The sequence below is a fragment of the Thioclava marina genome, assembly GCF_002020135.1.
Lineage (GTDB): Bacteria > Pseudomonadota > Alphaproteobacteria > Rhodobacterales > Rhodobacteraceae > Thioclava > Thioclava marina.
This window is the reverse complement of the sequence record NZ_MPZS01000001.1, coordinates 15,169-33,540: the sequence shown is the minus strand read 5'-3', so window position 1 is coordinate 33,540 and position 18,372 is coordinate 15,169. Positions and strand designations below refer to the sequence as shown.

The 18,372-nt window shown below is 64.1% G+C and carries 15 protein-coding genes; 9 read left to right on the top strand and 6 right to left on the bottom strand.

Annotation, left to right across the window (positions count from 1 at the left end; genetic code table 11):
* Nucleotides 1-171 precede the first annotated feature (171 nt).
* Nucleotides 172-1,257, top strand: coding sequence for an esterase-like activity of phytase family protein (locus BMG00_RS00195; RefSeq protein WP_158521656.1), 1,086 nt, complete (start codon nt 172-174; stop codon nt 1,255-1,257).
* Between the two features lie 71 nt (nt 1,258-1,328).
* Here BMG00_RS00195 and BMG00_RS00190 read toward each other — a convergent pair whose 3' ends face one another.
* Complete coding sequence (locus BMG00_RS00190; RefSeq protein WP_078528086.1) at nt 1,329-2,699, bottom strand: class II 3-deoxy-7-phosphoheptulonate synthase; 1,371 nt, start codon at nt 2,697-2,699, stop codon at nt 1,329-1,331.
* A 238-nt stretch (nt 2,700-2,937) separates the two neighbouring features.
* On the opposite strand from BMG00_RS00190, the gene BMG00_RS00185 reads away from it, so the two are divergent.
* The 7 genes from BMG00_RS00185 to BMG00_RS00155 all read left to right on the top strand — a co-directional run bounded on the left by BMG00_RS00185 (nt 2,938) and on the right by BMG00_RS00155 (nt 9,764).
* A complete protein-coding gene (locus tag BMG00_RS00185) occupies nt 2,938-3,966 on the top strand; it encodes a GlxA family transcriptional regulator (protein ID WP_093469844.1) in 1,029 nt (342 codons plus the stop codon).
* A gap of 191 nt (nt 3,967-4,157) precedes the next feature.
* Nucleotides 4,158-5,342, top strand: a complete 1,185-nt coding sequence (locus BMG00_RS00180; protein ID WP_078573027.1) for an ABC transporter substrate-binding protein — start codon at nt 4,158-4,160, stop codon at nt 5,340-5,342.
* A 104-nt stretch (nt 5,343-5,446) separates the two neighbouring features.
* Nucleotides 5,447-6,307, top strand: coding sequence for an ABC transporter ATP-binding protein (locus tag BMG00_RS00175; protein ID WP_078573026.1), 861 nt, complete (start codon nt 5,447-5,449; stop codon nt 6,305-6,307).
* Nucleotides 6,304-7,008 (top strand): ABC transporter ATP-binding protein, encoded by a 705-nt coding sequence (locus tag BMG00_RS00170; protein WP_078573025.1) that lies wholly within the window; start codon nt 6,304-6,306, stop codon nt 7,006-7,008. Before BMG00_RS00175 ends, BMG00_RS00170 begins: the two co-directional genes overlap by 4 nt.
* Before the next feature lies 1 nt (nt 7,009).
* Nucleotides 7,010-7,432 carry a hypothetical protein gene (locus BMG00_RS00165; protein WP_078573024.1) on the top strand — a complete coding sequence of 141 codons (423 nt, stop codon included), beginning with the start codon at nt 7,010-7,012 and terminating at the stop codon, nt 7,430-7,432.
* Nucleotides 7,432-8,439: a branched-chain amino acid ABC transporter permease gene (locus BMG00_RS00160; protein WP_078573023.1), complete on the top strand. Its 1,008-nt coding sequence runs from the start codon at nt 7,432-7,434 to the stop codon at nt 8,437-8,439. The genes BMG00_RS00165 and BMG00_RS00160 overlap by 1 nt, the downstream gene beginning before the upstream one ends.
* Nucleotides 8,436-9,764 (top strand): branched-chain amino acid ABC transporter permease, encoded by a 1,329-nt coding sequence (locus tag BMG00_RS00155; RefSeq protein WP_078527338.1) that lies wholly within the window; start codon nt 8,436-8,438, stop codon nt 9,762-9,764. Before BMG00_RS00160 ends, BMG00_RS00155 begins: the two co-directional genes overlap by 4 nt.
* A 90-nt stretch (nt 9,765-9,854) precedes the next feature.
* On the opposite strand, the gene ntrX is transcribed toward BMG00_RS00155, so the two are convergent.
* From ntrX to dusB, 5 genes are all read right to left on the bottom strand, one after another.
* Nucleotides 9,855-11,258, bottom strand: a complete 1,404-nt coding sequence (ntrX, locus tag BMG00_RS00150) for a nitrogen assimilation response regulator NtrX (RefSeq protein ID WP_078573022.1) — start codon at nt 11,256-11,258, stop codon at nt 9,855-9,857.
* Entirely contained in the window at nt 11,255-13,441 is a 2,187-nt protein-coding gene (locus BMG00_RS00145; RefSeq protein WP_342745825.1) for a sensor histidine kinase NtrY-like, read from the bottom strand. Before BMG00_RS00145 ends, ntrX begins: the two co-directional genes overlap by 4 nt.
* Nucleotides 13,442-13,607: 166 nt before the next feature.
* Nucleotides 13,608-14,978 (bottom strand): response regulator, encoded by a 1,371-nt coding sequence (locus tag BMG00_RS00140; protein ID WP_078527332.1) that lies wholly within the window; start codon nt 14,976-14,978, stop codon nt 13,608-13,610.
* Nucleotides 14,979-14,981: 3 nt separating this feature from the next.
* Nucleotides 14,982-16,049 (bottom strand): two-component system sensor histidine kinase NtrB, encoded by a 1,068-nt coding sequence (locus tag BMG00_RS00135; protein WP_078573021.1) that lies wholly within the window; start codon nt 16,047-16,049, stop codon nt 14,982-14,984.
* Entirely contained in the window at nt 16,046-16,966 is a 921-nt protein-coding gene (dusB, locus tag BMG00_RS00130) for a tRNA dihydrouridine synthase DusB (RefSeq protein WP_245794984.1), read from the bottom strand. Before dusB ends, BMG00_RS00135 begins: the two co-directional genes overlap by 4 nt.
* A 274-nt stretch (nt 16,967-17,240) precedes the next feature.
* On the opposite strand from dusB, the gene BMG00_RS00125 reads away from it, so the two are divergent.
* The gene (locus BMG00_RS00125; RefSeq protein WP_078573019.1) at nt 17,241-18,368 is read left to right on the top strand and encodes a bifunctional 2-C-methyl-D-erythritol 4-phosphate cytidylyltransferase/2-C-methyl-D-erythritol 2,4-cyclodiphosphate synthase; all 1,128 of its coding nucleotides are present in this window, start codon (nt 17,241-17,243) and stop codon (nt 18,366-18,368) included.
* Nucleotides 18,369-18,372: the final 4 nt, after the last annotated feature.

Below are 18,372 nucleotides of genomic sequence, written 5' to 3'. Positions count from 1 at the left end.
ACACAATCGAATTTTCGTTGCGAATGGGTGAATTGCACCAGCGCGGGAGAGGTTTTCGCTCACGCAGGGACACGGGCCCGCCACGCCAAAGTGAAGCGTTGTCAGGGGAATGTCGGCAGACAGACGCGGCAGGGGCTCTACCATTGCTGCGACCCGAAAGGAGCCCGACCGATGCGCCCTGCCCTGTTGCTTTGCGCTTTTGCCCTCGCGCCGTTGCCCACGTTTTCAGGCCCTCTCCCCGCGCCCGAGCTGATCGGAGAAATCACGTTGCCGACCGGCCTCTCGATCGAGGGCGTGCCGTTCGGCGGTCTCTCGGATCTCTCCTATGACCCGCGCTCGGGGCAGTTCGTCGCGATTTCGGACGCGCATGGCGATAACGGCCCGCCGCGCCTTTATCATCTGCGCATCGCGGTCGAGAACGGCCGTTTTTCCGGGCTCGATATTCTGGGCATGCGGCCCCTGCGCGGCCCCGATGGCGCAGCATTCGGGGCACAGGTCCGCGCGGGCGGCGTCGCGGTCGATCCCGCGCATGACCGGATCTACTGGAGCGCCGAGGACATAGAGGGGCCAGGTCCTGCACTCTTCTCCGCATCGAGCGCAGGCGATGGCGCAGCCCCCGTGCCCCTGCCCCCGGCTTTCGCCGCGCAAGGGCTGCGCGCGCATGGCGTGCGGCCCGATCACCCGATCGACGCGCTCGACCTCGGCCCCGACGGTCACACGCTGATCGCGGCGACCGAGGAGGCGCTGGCGCAAGACGGCCCTGTCGCAAGCTATACCGAGCAAAGCCCGGTGCGGCTGTTGATGCTCGATCCCGAGACCGGGCAGCCGCGCGCGGAATATGTCTACTACACCGACACGATCCCGGCCCGCCCGACGAAATTCGACGGTCCGGCCTCAAACGGGCTGACCGCGCTCGCGGCCCTGCCTGACGGTCGGCTGGTGACCGTCGAGCGCGGCTATGCGGCGGGCGTCGGAAATTCCGTGCGCTTCTACGTGGTCTCGACAAAAGGCGCGAGCAATATCGCGGGCGAGGACCGGATCGACCGCATCCGCGATCACCCCGTGCACAAGGCGCTGTGGTTCGAGCTTTCCCCCGGAATGCCCGGGATCGCGGTGGATGATCTCGAAGATATCGCCTTCGGACCGGTCATCGGCGGGCGCGAGACGATGCTCACCGCAAGCGACAACAACTTCAACCGTCATCAGGCAACGCGGTTCAAGCTCTTCACGGTCGAGCTGCCTCATCCGATGGATTGAGGCTGCACGCCCGAACCAACGAAAAAGGCCCGGGGAAGTCCCGGGCCTTTGCTGTTTCTTCTGTGCGCCGCTTACTGCGAGGCGGCCTTGGCCAGCTTGCGGCGGTCCTGCAGTTCCTCGGCCACGAGAAACGCCAGTTCCAGAGATTGGCTCGCGTTCAGGCGCGGGTCGCACGCGGTGTGGTAACGCGAGGAAAGGTCCTCGTCGGTCACCGCGCGCACGCCGCCGGTGCATTCGGTCACGTCCTTGCCGGTCATCTCGAAATGCACGCCACCCGGAATCGTGCCTTCGGCCTTGTGGATCGCGAAGAACTCGCGCACCTCGCGCAGCACGCTGTCGAAGGGGCGCGTCTTGAAGCCGCTGGCCGATTTGATCGTGTTGCCGTGCATCGGGTCGCAGGACCAGACGACATTGGCGCCCTCGGCCTCGACCGTGCGGATCAGGCGCGGCAGGTGATCGCCGACCTTGCCCGCGCCGAAACGCGCGATGAGCGTCAGGCGGCCCGCCTCGTTTTCGGGGTTCAGCTTGGCCATCAGCGCCTTGAGGTCGTCCTCGGTGGTGGTGGGGCCGCATTTCAGGCCGATCGGGTTTTGCACACCGCGGCAGAATTCGACATGCGCGCCGTCGACCTGACGGGTGCGGTCGCCGATCCAGAGCATGTGGCCCGTTCCCGCGATCGGCAGGCCGGTGGTTGAATCGATGCGGCACAGCGCCTCTTCATATTCCAGAAGCAGCGCCTCGTGGGAGGTGTAGAAATCGACCGATCCCAGCTCATGCGCGGTTTCCGAGGTCACGCCGGCGGCGCGCATGAATTCCATCGCATCCGAGATCTGGTCGGCCACCTTGCGGTATTTCTCGGCTTCCTCGGCATCGGTGAAGCCCGCGATCCAGCTCTGGACGCGGTGAATGTCGGCGTAACCGCCGGTCGAGAAGGCGCGCAGCAGGTTCAGCGAAGCCGCAGCCTGCGTATAGGCCTGAAGCATCCGGTTCGGATCGGGCAAGCGCGCCGCTTCGGTGAAGTCGAAGCCGTTGATGATATCGCCGCGGTAGCTCGGCAGTTCCTCGCCGTTGATCACCTCGGTGGGCGCCGAGCGCGGCTTGGCGAACTGGCCCGCCATCCGGCCGACCTTGATCACCGGCACTTTCGCGCCCCAGGTGAGCACGACCGCCATTTGCAGCATGACCTTGAAGGTGTCGCGGATGTTGTCGGCCGAGAATTCGCCGAACGCTTCGGCGCAATCGCCGCCCTGAAGCAGGAAGGCCTCGCCCTTGGCGGCCTTGGCCAGTTCCGCCTTGAGCTTGCGCGCCTCACCCGCAAAGACCAGAGGGGGCATCCGCGAGAGGGTTTCCTCTACCGCGTGCAGCGCCGCCTGATCGGGATAGTCGGGCATCTGAACCCGCGGTTTCGCGCGCCAGTCCGATTTGCTCCAACCCTTGCCCATCTGATCCTCCAAAGCATGGTATCTTATCAGGGCGCGCTTATAGACTCGCCGACGCCCGAGAACAAACCCGAATTTAACGCTAACATGCCAAAGCTCCCAGCAAGTCCCCGCACGAGCCGCCCCTTGCACAGATCTCGATTTTCAGCTTTGCGTAAGAAGCCGAGAGGTTCCAAAGAGATCGCCCATGTCCGACCGTTCCCCGCCCCGCCCTGCCCGTCGTCCCGCGCCGTCGCAGGGAATGATCCGCCTCGGCGAGGACAGCCGCCATCGCTCGGTCGTGTTCCTGCTTCTCGATCGGTTCACGATGATGGCCTTCGCCAGCGCAATCGAGCCGCTGCGACTAGCTAACCAGGTTTCCGGGCGCATGCTCTATTCGTGGAAGCTCGCCTCTGAAGACGGCGCCGATGTCGCCTGCTCCAACGGCACGGTGTTTCGCACCGATATCGGTCTGGAAGAGCTCGGACGCGACACGATGGTTCTGGTCTGCGGCGGTATCGACGTGGTCGAGGCGGTGACGAAGCCGGTTCTCAGCTGGCTGCGCCGCGAGGCACGGCGCGGTTCGGTGATGGGCGGGCTATGCACCGGCTCCTATGCGCTGGCCAAGGCCGGGCTTCTCGATGGCAAGCGCGCCACGATCCATTGGGAAAACACCGATTCCTTCACCGAGGACTTCCCCGATGTCGAACTGACCAAGGGCGTTTTCGTGATCGACGGCAACCGCGTGACGACCGCGGGCGGCACGGCCTCGATCGACCTGATGCTGCGATTGATCGCGCGCGATCACGGTGAAGAGCTTGCCAATACCGTCGCCGACCAGCTCATCCATTCGACCATCCGCACCGATCGCGACACCCAGCGGCTCTCGATCCCGACCCGCATCGGTGTGCGGCATCCCAAGCTCGCCCAGGTGATCGGGCGGATGGAAACCAATATCGAGGATCCGATCAGCCCCGCGCAGCTCGCCACCGAGGTCGGCATGTCCGCGCGCCAGCTGGAACGGCTGTTTCGCCGCTACCTCAACCGCAGCCCTAAGCGCTATTACATGGAATTGCGGCTGCAAAAGGCGCGCAACCTGCTGATGCAGACCGAGATGAGCGTGATCAATGTCGCGATGGCTTGCGGCTTTGCGAGCCCGTCGCATTTCTCGAAATGCTACCGCGCACATTACCAGACGACTCCCTACCGCGAGCGCGGCACTTCCGCTATGGGCGAGCGTGACAACATGGATGCAACCGAAGGCCCCGAAGCCGATTTCGCCGACGATTGAAAGTTGCGCGAAACGGAGCGAATTTTTTCACGAATTTGCACGCACCCCCACATTGCCGTTACGTCGATTTCGCCCGATCTTGACCTTCAGGTCGGTTTTTCGCGTGATCGCCGCGCCAGCGGTTCTTCACATTTGCATAACCGCACACTAACCTCGCGCCAGAACGCGAGTTCCAACACGGGAGTGAATAAATGAAACGAATTCTTCTGGCCTCGGGCGCGATCGCCTTTGCCGCGACCGGCGCTTACGCCGCGGATGTGAAGATGGGCGTCCTGCTGGGCTTCACCGGCCCGCTCGAATCCCTGTCCCCGCCGATGGCACAGGGCGCCGAGCTGGCGATGAAGGAAGTCTCGGATTCCGGCAAGCTGCTGGGCGGCGACACCGTGACCCCGGTGCGCGGCGACTCGACCTGCGTCGACGCGGCAGCCGCGACCGCGGCGGCCGAAACGCTGGTCACCTCCGACAAGGTGTCGGGCATCATGGGCGCGATGTGCTCGGGTGCGACCACTGCCGTTCTGCAAAACGTCGCGATGCCGAACGGCATGGTGATGATCTCGCCCTCGGCCACCTCGCCGGCGCTCTCGACCCTGCCCGATGACGGCCTGTTCTTCCGCACCGCGCCGTCGGATGCGCGTCAGGGCGAAGTCATGGCCGACGAGATCCTCGAAAAAGGCATCAAGTCCGTCGCTCTGACCTATACCAACAACGACTATGGCAAGGGTCTCGCGGACAGCTTCGAGAAGGCCTACAAGGCCAAGGGCGGTTCCGTGACGATCTCGGCCGCGCACGAAGACGGCAAGGGCGATTATTCGGCCGAAGTGGCCTCGCTGGCCTCGGCCGGTGGCGAAGCGCTCGTGATCGCGGGCTATATCGACCAGGGCGGCTCGGGCATCCTGCGCGGCGCGCTCGACACCGGCGCCTTCGAGACGTTCGTGTTCCCCGACGGCATGGTCAGCCAGACCCTGCAGGACAATTTCGGCTCGGAAGTGAACGGCTCCTTCGGTCAGATGCCCGCCTCGGAAGGCGAAGGCCATGACAAGTTCCTCGCGCTGGCCGAAGCCGCCGGCTTCGACGGCAGCTCCGTCTACTCGGGCGAAGCCTATGATGCCGCGGCGCTGATGCTGCTCGCGATGGAAGCCGCGAACTCGACCGATCCGAAGGTCTACAAGGACAAGATCATGGACATCGCCAATGGCGATGGCGAGAAGATCTATCCGGGCGAACTCGCCAAGGCTCTCGAACTGATCAAGGAAGGCAAACCGATCAATTATGAAGGCGCGACCGCCGTTCACCTGATCGGCAATGGCGAAGCCGCCGGCACCTTCCGCGAGATCGAGTTCAAGGACGGCAAGATGGAGACGGTCCAGTACCGTTGAACTGAAAACAGACGCGAAGCAGCCCGGAGAGATCCGGGCTGTTTCCAATTAAAACAAGACCTTGCGGCGCATTGCTCGCGCAAAGCATGAAGTCAGGGGACCCCATGATCCGGGTTGAAAAACTAGTAAAATCCTTCGGCGGTTTCCGCGCCGTCGATGGCGCGAGTCTCGAAATCGCGACCGGTTCGATTACCGGTCTGATCGGGCCGAATGGCGCCGGCAAATCCACCCTCTTCAACGTCATCGCCGGCGTGCACGCCCCCACTTCGGGCCGCGTCACGATGGATGGCGAGGACATCACCGGGCTCGCGCCCCACGAGCTCTTTCACAAGGGGCTTCTGCGCACCTTCCAGATCGCGCATGAATTTCCCTCGCTCAGCGTGCGCGAGAACCTGATGATGGTGCCCTCGGGCCAGGCGGGCGAGACGCTCTGGAACACCTGGTTCGGTCGTGGACGGATCCGCGACGAAGAAGCGGCGCTTCTTAAGAAAGCCGATGAAGTGCTTGATTTCCTGACGATCTCGCATCTCAAGGACGAGAAGGCGGGAAATCTCTCGGGCGGTCAGAAAAAGCTGTTGGAGCTTGGTCGCACGATGATGGTCGAGGCCAAGATCGTGTTCCTCGACGAGGTCGGCGCGGGCGTGAACCGGACGCTGCTGAACACGATCGGCGATGCGATCGTGCGCCTCAACAAGGAACGCGGCTACACCTTCTGCGTGATCGAGCATGACATGGATTTCATCGGCCGCCTCTGCGATCCGGTCATCGTGATGGCCGAGGGCAAGGTGCTCGCCGAAGGGTCCGCCGATCACATCATGGAAAACGAGGCCGTCATCGAGGCCTATCTGGGCACCGGCCTCAAGAACAAGGTCAAGGCCGAGGAAACCGCCGAGGCCGCCGCCCATGAAGACCACGGCGCGCAGCCCGGTCTGGGCGACGAAGCCGGCAAGGGAGGCGCGAAATGAGCTATCTGAACGCCTCGGAGATGACCGGCGGCTACGGCAAGGCCGACATCCTGCATTCCTGCACGCTGACCGTCGAGAAGGGCGAGATCGCCGTGATCGTGGGCCCCAACGGCGCGGGCAAATCCACCGCGATGAAGGCGGTCTTCGGGATGCTCGCCCTGCGCGGCGGGTCGGTGACGCTTGATGGCGAGGATATCACCGCGCTTTCGCCCCAGGACCGGGTGAAGAAGGGCATGGGCTTCGTGCCGCAGGTCAACAACGTCTTCCCGACCATGAGCGTCGAAGAAAACCTCGAGATGGGCGCTTTCATCCGCAATGACGATTTCACCGGCACAATGGAGCAGGTCTATGAGCTGTTCCCGATCCTGAAGGAAAAGCGCCGCCAGAACGCGGGCGAGCTCTCGGGCGGTCAGCGTCAACAGGTGGCCGTGGGCCGCGCGCTGATGACCCAGCCGAAGCTCCTGATGCTCGACGAGCCCACCGCGGGCGTCTCGCCGATCGTGATGGACGAGCTGTTCGACCGCATCATCGAGGTCGCCCGCACCGGCATCTCGATCCTGATGGTCGAACAGAACGCCCGCCAAGCGCTTGAAATCGCGGATAAAGGCTATGTCCTCGTGCAAGGCGCCAACAAATACACCGACACTGGCGAGGCCCTGCTGGCCGACCCGGAAGTCCGCCGTACCTTTCTGGGGGGCTGAGATGAAACCTTGGTTTGCCCTGATCCTCATCGCCTCTCCGGCCATGGCCGAGATGCCCGACGCGCTCGAGCTCGACCCGACGCAGGTGGCGCCCGCGACTCTGGCGTGCCATTTCACCACCGAATGTTACGAGGCCGAGCCCTGCCAGGGCACCGCCTATGACGCCGAGCTGCAGGTGATCCCGCAAAAATCGGCATTCACGCCGAACACCAAGCTCACAAGCGATGCCGGGTCGGTCTGGATGTCGTTCTACCCGCAGGGCTCCGGGAGCTGGCTGGCCGAACCCGCCCGGTTCCTGGGCTTTGACGCCTCTGCCACCCACCTGATCACGCGCGGCCCAGACGGCGCGGCGCGCTACACCGTCCAGATGACCGAGGGGCCGATGGTGATCAGCTATCTCGGCTCCTGCGAGGAGGCAAAGTGATGGATCTCATCAACGCGCTTGTCGCGATCACCAATTACGTCATCATTCCCGCCACCGCCTATGGCGCGCAGCTTGCGCTTGGCGCGCTCGGGGTCACGCTGATCTATTCGATCCTGCGCTTTTCCAACTTCGCCCATGGCGACACGATGGCTTTCGGCACGGGCATCGTGATCCTGATCACCTGGGGCTTTCAGGCGATGGGGATCAGCCTCGGGCCGCTGCCGACGGCGCTGCTCGCCCTGCCCTTCGGCATCGCGATCACCGCGGCGCTGATGCTCGGGACCGACAAGGTCGTCTATCAGTATTACCGCAAGGTCCGGGCCGCTCCGGTGGTCATGGTCATGGTCTCGGTGGGCGTGATGTTCGTGATGAACGCGCTCACCCGCTTCCTGATCGGCGTCGACCAGATCAATTTCGACGATGGCGCGCGTTTCGTCATCAACGCGCGGCAATGGCGCGAGATGACCGGGCTTTCCGAGCCTCTCACGCTGCGCTCGACGCAGGTGATCACCGTGGTCACCGCGATCATCACCGTCGCCGCACTGTTCTGGTTCCTCGGCAAGACCCGCACCGGCAAATCGATGCGCGCGTTTTCCGACAACGAGGACCTGGCGCTTCTCTCGGGTATCGACCCGAACCGCGTCGTGGCCGTCACCTGGATCATCACCGGGGCGCTGGCGACCATTGCGGGCACGCTTTACGGGCTCGACAAGAGCTTCAAGGCCTTCACCTATTTCCAGCTCCTGCTGCCGATCTTCGCCTCGGCCATCGTCGGCGGCATCGGCAATCCGGTGGGTGCGATCGCGGGTGGCTTCGTGATCTCCTTCTCGGAGGTCGGGCTCACCTATGCGTGGAAGAAGGTCGTGACCTACCTGATCCCGAACTGGCAGCCCGACGGGCTCGTCCAGCTTCTGTCCACCGATTACAAATATGCGGTCAGCTTCACGATCCTGATCCTCGTGCTGATCTTCAAGCCGACCGGCCTCTTCAAGGGGAAAATCGTATGAGCACCACACGACAACCCGGTGAATCGAGCGCGATGCGCGCGCCGCTCTTCTTCGCCATCATGGCCGTGCTGATCCTGTTCGAGGGCTTCACCTCGGGCTGGAACTCGGCGCTCGGCATTCTGAACATGGGCCTTCTGAGCGCGGTCATGGCGCTAGGGGTGAACATGCAATGGGGCTATGCGGGGCTGTTCAACGCGGGCGCGATGGGGTTCCTCGCGCTTGGCGGTCTCGCGCCCGTGCTGATCTCGATGCCGCCGACGCCCGGTGCGTTCAAGGCGGGGGGCTTTGGCATCATGCTTGCCTTCTTCATCGCCATCGTCGCGGTGCTGGCGGCGATCTGGATCTGGCGCAACGTAACGGGCCGCTTGCGCGGGCTCGCGGTGACGGCCGTGCTGATCGCGGGATTCTTCGCTTATCGCTGGGCCTTCGACCCGGCGGTCGAAGCGATCGAGGCGATCAACCCCTCGGCGCAGGGCAACCTCGGCGGGCTCGGCCTGCCGACGCTGATCTCCTGGCCCGTGGGCGCAATCCTGGCCGCTGGGGCGGCCTGGCTCGTGGGCAAGACGGCCTTGGGTCTGCGCTCGGACTATCTCGCCATCGCGACGCTCGGGATTGCCGAGATCCTCGTGGCGGTGCTCAAGAACGAGCAATGGCTTGACCGCGGCGTGCTCAACGTCAACGGCATCCCGCGCCCCTGGCCGGTTCCCTACGAGATCGACCTGCAAAACAGCGCGGAATTCGTCGCCAAGGCGCAGAGCTGGGGCATGGATCCGCAGCTCGCTTCGACGATCACGGTGAAGTTGGCTTTCCTCTTGCTCTTCGTGGTCGTGCTTTGCGCACTGATCTGGCTGACGCAGAAGGCGCTGAAATCACCCTGGGGCCGGATGATGCGCGCGATCCGCGACAACGAGATCTCGGCCGCCGCGATGGGCAAGAACGTCACCCGCCGCCATTTGCAGATCTTCGTGCTGGGCTCGGCGGTGATCGGGCTTGCGGGCGCGATGATGATCTCGCTCGACGGGCAGATGACGCCGACCTCCTACAACCCGCTGCGCTACACCTTCCTGATCCTCGTGATGGTGATCGTGGGCGGCTCGGGCAATAACTGGGGCTCGATCCTCGGAGGCGTGCTGATCTGGTATGTCTGGGTCAAGGCCGGAGACTGGGGGCCCGACATCATGGCGGCTCTCGCTTCGCCCTTCCCCGATGGCGGCGTCAAGGAGCACCTGATCCAGTCGGCCCCGCATATGCGGATGCTGGTGATGGGGGTGATCTTGCTGGGCGTGCTGCGTTTCAGCCCGCGCGGGCTCTTGCCTGAGAAATAAGAAAGGGGGGCGCTGCCCCCCTGACCCCCCGGGATATTTCCGCCAAGAGGAAGAAGAAACGCGCGAGGGGTAAATCCCTCGCGCGTTTTCTTATTGCTCCTCGTCGCCCTCGAATTGCGCGACGCGCGCACCCGCCTTGTTCGTGGTGACGACGCCGAGGGATTTCAGCTTGCGATGCAGCGCCGAGCGCTCCATGCCGACGAAATTCGCGGTGCGCGAGATATTGCCCCCGAAGCGGTTGATCTGGGTGAGCAGGTATTCGCGCTCGAAGAGTTCGCGCGCCTCGCGCAAGGGCAGCGTCGCAAGCGCCCCGCCCAGCACGATGCGGCCCTCTTCGGCGGGCGTTTCCTGCCCGGGCAGCTCGCGCGCCTCGATCGGACCGGAGCCTTCGCCGAGGATCAGAACCCGCTCGATCACGTTGCGCAGCTGGCGCACATTGCCGGGCCAATCCATCGTCTGCATCAGCGCCGCCGCCTCTTCGGTGATCTCGCGCAGCGGCAGGCCCTGCGTCTCGTTGAAGCCGCGCAGGAAATGTTCGGCCAGAAGCGGAACGTCCTCGCGGCGCTCGGCCAGCGGCGGCACTTCGATCGGCACGACATTGAGACGGTCGAAGAGTTCCTGGCGGAAGCCGCCTTCACGGATCATCGCGGTCAGGTCGCGGGTCGTGGAGGAGATCACGCGCAGATCGACGCGCACCTTGTCGGCGCCGCCCACGCGGAGGAATTGCTGTTCGGTCAGCACGCGCAGGATCTTGGATTGCGTGCCGAGCGGCATCTCGGCCACCTCGTCGAAATAGATCACGCCGCCATGGGCCTGTTCCAGCAGACCTTTTTCCACGCCGCGCTCGGGCGTTTCGCGCCCGAAGAGAACCTCTTCCATCCGGTCGGGCTCGATCGAGGCGGAGGCGACGGTGACGAAAGGACCAGCGGCGCGGGTCGAGAACTGGTGGATATAGCGCGCGGCCATCTCCTTGCCCGAGCCGGGCTCGCCCGTCAGCATCACCCGGCCGTTCGATTTGGTGACCTTGTCGAGCTGATCCTTGAGACGCCGGAAAGCCGCCGAGTCGCCGATCATCTCGCCCGAGGACATGTCGCGGCGCTTGAGGGTCGAGTTTTCGCGACGCAGACGGGCGGTCTCCATCGCGCGGCTGATCACCACCATCAGCTGATCGATGTTGAAGGGCTTTTCGATGAAGTCGTAGGCGCCCTGCTTGATCGCCGCGACGGCGATCTCGATATTGCCGTGGCCCGAGATGATGATCACGGGCACGTCGGGGTTGTCGCGCTTGACCGTCTTGAGGATGTCGATCCCGTCCATCTTGCTGTCCTTCAGCCAGATATCGAGGATCATCAATGCCGGTTCCTGCGCGTTGATTTCATCCATGCATTCGTTGGAATTCGCCGCGAGCCGCGTCTGGAACCCCTCGTCGCGCAGGATGTCGGCGATCAGCTCGCGGATGTCTTTCTCGTCGTCGACGATCAGAATGTCGCTCATGTCACTTCCCCGGGGGCCTCGCCCCTCTCCTTGATGGCCCGCAGCGCGGCGCGCGCGCGCGGTAGCCTGATTTCGGCGAGCGCCCCGCGATGGGCACCCTCTGTGAAGGCGGGCGCGTCGCTGAGGGACAATGTCCCGCCATGTTCCTCGATGATCTTCTTAACGATGGGAAGCCCCAGACCGGTCCCTTTCTCACGCGTCGTCACGTAAGGCTCGAAGAGCCGCGCGCGGTCGAGCGGCAGGCCGATCCCGTTATCGGCGATGCGGATCGTGACCTGTTCGGGTGTCACCTCCATCGCGAGTCGCACCTGCGGGGAAAATCCGTCCTCGGGGCCCTTTTCAATATAGGATTCAATCGCTTCCCCGGCGTTCTTGATCAAGTTCGTCACCGCCTGAGAAATCATCGTCGCATCCAGTTCGACGATCACCGGCTCGGTCGGAACGTCCGAAATCAGCTCCGCCCCATGCAGCGCATCTTGCTGCAAGGTCACCGCGTCGCGCACCAATTGCGCGAGATCGTGATCGGCGCGGTTGGGTTCGGGCATCCGCGCGAAGCGCGAAAACTCGTCCACGATACGGCGCAGATCGTTGGTCTGGCGCACGATGACACCGGTCAGCTGTTCCAGCGCCTCGGCATCCTCGCCTTCCGTGATCTTGCCGAATTTGCGCTTGATACGCTCGGCCGACAGCTGGATCGGGGTGAGAGGGTTCTTGATCTCATGCGCGATGCGTCGCGCAACGTCGCCCCAGGCGGCCATGCGCTGCGCCGAGACGAGTTCTGTCACGTCTTCGAAAGCGACGACATAGCCTTCGGGCGCGCCCAGATCGTTGCGTCGCACCGCCATGCGCACGAGCAGGCTTTCCAGCCGGCCACCGCGAGAGACGCGCACCTCTTCCTGAGCCACCTCATTAAGACCGTCCTGCAAGCGTCGGAAAAGATTGTCGAACTCGGGAACGGCATTGGCCAGTTCGCGCGAATGATCGCGGATGCTGTCGAGCTCGAGCAGTTGCGTCGCGGCGCGGTTCACGAAGTCGATGCGCCCGTCGGCGTCAAGACCGATCACGCCCGAGGTCACCGAGGACAGCACGGAATCGAAAAGGCGGCGCCGCTCCTCCGTCTCGCGGTGGTTCTCGACCAGCGCCATGCGCTGCCCCTTGAGCTGGCTCGTCATCCGGTTGAACGCCGCGCCGAGCGTCGCGATTTCGTCATCGCCCTCGGCCTCGATCACCCGGGCATCGAGATCTCCCGCACCGACACGTTCGGCGGCAGCGGCAAGGCGCCCGATCGGCTTCGACAGGCGTTCGGCAAACCAGAGCCCCAGCCAGACCGCGGCAAGGATCAGGATCAGCGCGAAGCCGAAATAGACGAGGCCGAACTCGAAGATCACCCGCCCGCGCGCGGTCTCGAGCTGCTGGTAAAGCGTTACGGTTTCGCGTGTCTGATCCAGCAGGGACAGGATCTGCCCATCGACTTTCCGGGAAATATAGAGGTAGCGATCCACGAAAGCGTCGAGACGGATCAGCGCGCGCAGTTCGGAGATCGGCCAGTCCTCGATCAGGACGGTCTCACCCTTTTGCGCCTCGACGATATCCCGGGACGAGGGCTGCTCGTAATCGAAGAGATAGGACCGGTCCCCCCGCGCAATGATCTTGCCTGTTCCGTCAATGACATAGGCTTCCTTCACGCCGCGCTGGATGCCCGCCTGTCCGGCGATCAGCAGTTCGCGCAGCTCGCCATCGGACATGAACGTCGAGGCCTGACGGCGCAGATTGAGAAAGCCCGCCAGCGCCCGGCTATCCTGCACCAGATCGCGCTTGTGTTCGGCCTGATAGGCTTCGGCGGCTTGCAGCGATGTCCCCACCACCGAACGCACCCGATCGGAGAACCATCCCTCCAGACCGATATTCACTGTCAGCCCGGCGAAAACCGCCACCAACACCGTCGGCACCAGCGCGATCCCGGCGAAGACCCCGGTCAGGCGCAATGTGAGCCGCGATCCGGCAGAACGCGCCCTGCGCGCGGCCACCATCTGCGCAAGCCGCATCAGGATCAGCCCGGCAAGCACGAGGAAATAGACGAAGTCACCAAGCAGGATCAGGCGCAGCGAAGTGCTGTCCGCACCCTGCCCCATCGGCCCCAGAACGACGAAAGTACCGATCGCCAGAACGGGCCCGAGGACCACGAGGCTCAGCGTGAAAATGTTGCGAACGCGCCGCTGACGCCGAAAGCGCGCCAGCCTGTCCCAGCCTGACCGATATGCCGTGCTGCCCTGCACCGATGCCCCCAAATTTCAGGAGTGGGCTCGCGAATCCGTGACAGCGGAAAAGCCACAATCCCCTGTTGCCGGTTTACATCAGTTTGCGGCGGCGTGTCACCTGAATATCCAGATCGGTGATCTTTTTCCGCAACGTATTGCGGTTGATGCCAAGAAGATCGGCACATCTTGCCTGATTGCCGCCGGTTGCATCGAGAGCGATCTCGATCAGCGGGCCCTCCATCTCCTTGAGAATACGATCGTAAAGCCCCGCAGGCGGGAGCGAACCGCCGTGAAGATCGAAATAGCGCCGGAGGTGGCGCGCGATCGAGGCCGAGAGTTTCTCGCCCTCGCCGCCCTGGCGCAGCGGCTCGATCGCGGGCTGGTTGCCAAGGACGAACTCCACCTCGGATCGCGCGATTTCTTCCTCAGACGAAGTCACGGCAAGCCGGCGGATCGTGTTCTCGAGCTGGCGGACATTGCCCGGCCAGCTATAGGCGCGCACGAGTTGCATCGCCTCGGGAGTGAAACGGCGCGTGCCCAACCCGTCACGCTCGGCACGGCCCAGGAAATGCTCGGCCAGAAGCGGGATATCCTCGACCCGTTCACGCAAGCTCGGGACGTTCAGCGTGACGCCACCGAGACGATAGAACAGATCCTGACGGAATTTGCCCGCCTCCATCAGCCCCGCGAGGTCGATCTGCGTCGTCGCCATGATCCGCGGCGCGGGGTCGGGCAGCGCGTCGAGCATGCGCACGATCCGAGCCTGCGTATCATCGTCGTAATCGCCCACCTCGTCGAAGACGAGCGAGCCGCCCTTGGCTTTCGATAGCAGCATGGCCGGACCGTCCGCGCCTTGCAGGTCACCGGCCTGAGCCACCACGAAAGGCAGCGTGCGCCGGTCGGAGAAGTCGTGAATTGCGCGCGCGATCAGGGATTTACCGGTCCCGCTCTCGCCCGAGATGAGAACCGGAAGATCGGCGTTCATCACCCGCGCGACGAGTCGGTAAAGCTCTTGCATCGCCGCGGTGCGCCCGACGAGCGGCAGATCGCCGCCCTCGGTCACCGGCTCGCCCGGTTTCGTCGGCATCGGCGCGCGGCGTTTCTGCTCAAGCGCCTTTTGTGCGCGCTTCATCAGGTCGGGCAGATCGAAGGGCTTGGGCAGGTAGTCGAAAGCATCAGCCTCGGCCGCCTGGATCGCCGTCATGATCGTGTTTTGCGCCGAGATCACGATCACCGGCAGGCCGGGTCGCTCTTCCGAAATCTTCGGCAGCGCCTCGAGACCGTTACCATCGGGCATGATCACATCCGAGATCACGAGGTCACCCTTGCCCTCCTCGACCCAGCGCATAAGCGTGACCAGAGAGGCCGTGGCATGGACCTTGCACCCGGCTCGGGTCAGGGCCTGGGTCAGAACGGTTCGGATCGTGCGATCGTCATCGGCGACAAGAACGGTGCCGTCCATGGATCAAGCCTCCTTGGGCGCAACTGGCAGGGAAATACGGAAACGGGTACGGCCGGGCACCGAGTCGAGCGAGACCCAGCCGTCATGATCGGAAATGATCTTCGAGACCAACGCAAGACCGAGCCCGGTGCCATTCTCACGGCCCGAGACGAACGGCTCGAAGATCTCGTTGGCGATTTCAGGCGGGATGCCGGGACCGTCGTCGATGATCTCGACCTGAAGCGGCAGCGGCTGGCCCGAGCCATCGGCGCGACGCAGGCGCAGGCTGTGCTCGTAGAAGGTGCGGATCTTGATTTTCCCTGCACCTTCTGACGCTTCCGCCGCATTCTTCAGCAAGTTCAGGAAAACCTGCGTAAGCTGATCTGCATCGCCCAGCGTCGGCGGCAGCGAAGGATCGTATTCTTCGGTGATCGTCATATGGGCGCCGAAACCCACACCGGCCGATTTGCGCGCGCGGTCCAGAACGTCATGGATATTGACCGGCTTCTTCTCGGGTGCGCGGACATTGCCGAACTGTTCCACCTGTTCGAGAAGCTTCACGATCCGGCGTGTCTCATCGACAATAAGATCCGTTAATTCAAGATCTTCTCCAGACAAGTTCATGCTCAGGAGCTGGGCCGCCCCGGCAATCCCGGCAAGCGGATTCTTGATCTCGTGGGCAAGCATCTCGGCCATGCCGATCGCCGAGCGTGCAGCCGATTTCACCAAGCTCGCGCGGCCCAGCCGGTCCGCCAGTTCGCGCGGCTCGATCAGCAGGAGCACACGGTCGGGCTCTTCGCCCACCGGTGCGGCTTGCAGGTTGCATTGCACCGGGGCTTTCTCGCCGGTCGTAACCTCGACATCATTGACGAAGAGCGACGCACGGTTCTTGCGCACGCGTGAGAAGATCTCCTCCAGCGGGGCGGAGATCGCCAGCCGTTCACCGATGGTCTGCCCCCTCAGCGACTTGGCCGAGAGGTTGAGGAACAGCTCGGCGGCCGGGTTCACCTCGTCGACCTTGTCCTCGCCGTCGATCAACAACGCCGGGGTCGGCAGGGAATTCCAAATGATGCCGGGCGCGGGAAGGTTCATGCCGCCATCCTTTCGCCAAAGGCGCGTTCGATCAGGGAGAGCGTGGCCTCGGGGGTTTCCGAGACCATCATTTCGGCGCGCAGAGGCGCGCCGGCCTCATCGGCATACCAACCGAGGTGCTTGCGTGCGAGACGCAGCCCCAGATCGCGGCCGTAAAAGCTCAAGATCGCCTCGTAATGCTCTGAAATAAATTCGGAAAGCGCGCGTCCGTGCGGCACCGTCGGCGCCGGGGCACCAAACAGCGCATGGCTGATCTCTGCCAGCCGCCAGGGCGCACCCTGGGCACCGCGACCGACCATAGCGCCAGCCGCGCCCGATTGCGCCAGCGCCACCCGCGCCGAAGCCGCATCCACGATATCGCCATTGGCCACGACCGGGATCTTCACCGCATCGCGGGTCTCGGCGATCGCAGCCCAGTCGGCCTCGCCTTTGTAGAACTGCATCCGCGTGCGCCCGTGCACCACGATCATCCGGATCCCCGCCGCTTCCGCGCGGCGCGCGATCTCGGGCGCGTTGCGGCTGTCATCACACCAGCCAAGGCGCATCTTCAGCGTCACCGGCAGATCGACCGCATTCACCGTCGCCTCGATCAGGCGCAGCGCATGATCGGGGTCGCGCATCAGCGCCGAGCCCGAGGCCCCGCCCGTCACCTTCTTGGCCGGGCAGCCCATGTTGATGTCGATGATCCGCGCGCCCATGTCGGCCACCATCTTCGCGGCCTCGGCCATCGGCTGCGCCTCGCGGCCCGCGAGCTGTACCGAGGTCGGCAGCTCCAGCCCCATCTCGACCCGCGCCTTGGCGCGCACCGAGGGCTTTTTCGTGAGCATCTCGCCTGAGGCCACCATTTCGGACACGACAAGGCCCGCGCCGAAGCGCGCGACCATCCGGCGGAACGGAAGGTCGGTGATCCCGGCCATCGGCGCCAGAAGAACCGGCGGCGAAATCTGAATGTCGTCGAGGGCCAAAACCTGAGGCACGTGCGTTCCTGTCACTCTTTGAAACATGATCTAGGCGTTTGACCGGAGAATCACAATTGGGTCCAGCCCTATGTGGCGGGAAAAATCAGCATTTGCGTATTTTTTAATCAAAGGCAGTAGTCACAATGTCGCATCGCGGGCCACGCGCGATGCATTTCAGATGATTGCACCGCCCTGCCCCTTGGCCTAAGCCTTTGGCGCAAAGGGAGTGCTCATGACTGTCGCCGTGATCATCGTTGCCGCCGGGCGCGGCACCCGCGCCGGAGGGGCGCAGCCGAAGCAATGGCAGATGCTCGCCGGCAAGCCGGTGCTCGCCCATACGGTCGCGGCTTTCGCGAGCATGGAGCGCATCGTCGTTGTCCTGCATCCCGAAGACATGGCGCGCGGCGTGGCGCTTTTCGGCGGCACGGTGACGCTCTGCGCCGGGGGGGGAAGCCGTGACGCCTCGGTGCGCAACGCGCTGGAAATGCTTGAAGGCTCGGGCGTGAGCAAGGTGCTGATCCATGACGGCGCGCGGCCTTTCGTTAGCCCCGAGGTGATCGACGGTGTCCTGAAGGCGTTGGAAACAGCCCCTGCCGCAGCGCCCGCCCTACCCGTATCGGACGCGCTCTGGACCGGGGCCGAGGGTCAGGTCACCGGCACGCAGGACCGCAGCGGGCTTTGGCGCGCGCAAACCCCGCAAGGCTTCGATTTCGACGCGATCCTGAGCGCCCATCGCGCTCACCCGGGCGGGGCCGCCGATGACGTTGAGGTCGCACGTGCCGCGGGCCTTTCGGTTGCGATAACGCGCGGCTCGGAAGACAATTTCAAGATCACCTACCCGGAGGATTTCGCCCGGGCCGAGAGACAACTTGGAGGCAAGATGGATATCCGTTTGGGGCATGGCTATGACGTGCACGCGTTCGAGCCGGGCGATCATGTGATCCTCTGCGGGGTCAAGGTGCCCCATAGCGCCACGCTCAGGGGCCATTCCGACGCCGATGTGGGGATGCATGCGCTGACCGATGCGATCTATGGCGCGCTGGCCGAGGGCGATATCGGGCGGCATTTCCCGCCCTCGGACCCGCAATGGAAGGGCGCCGCGTCGGAAATCTTCCTCGATCACGCGGTGAAACTGGCCGAGACGCGCGGCTTCCGGATCGGCAATGTCGATGTCACGCTGATCTGCGAGCGCCCGAAGATCGGCCCCCATGCGCTCGAAATGGCCTCAGCGCTTGCCCGCATCATGGGAATGGAACCGGGCCGGATCTCGGTCAAGGCGACCACGTCGGAACGTCTGGGCTTTACGGGCCGCGAGGAAGGCATCGCCGCCATCGCCACCGCCACGCTGATCAAGGAGTAAGCCC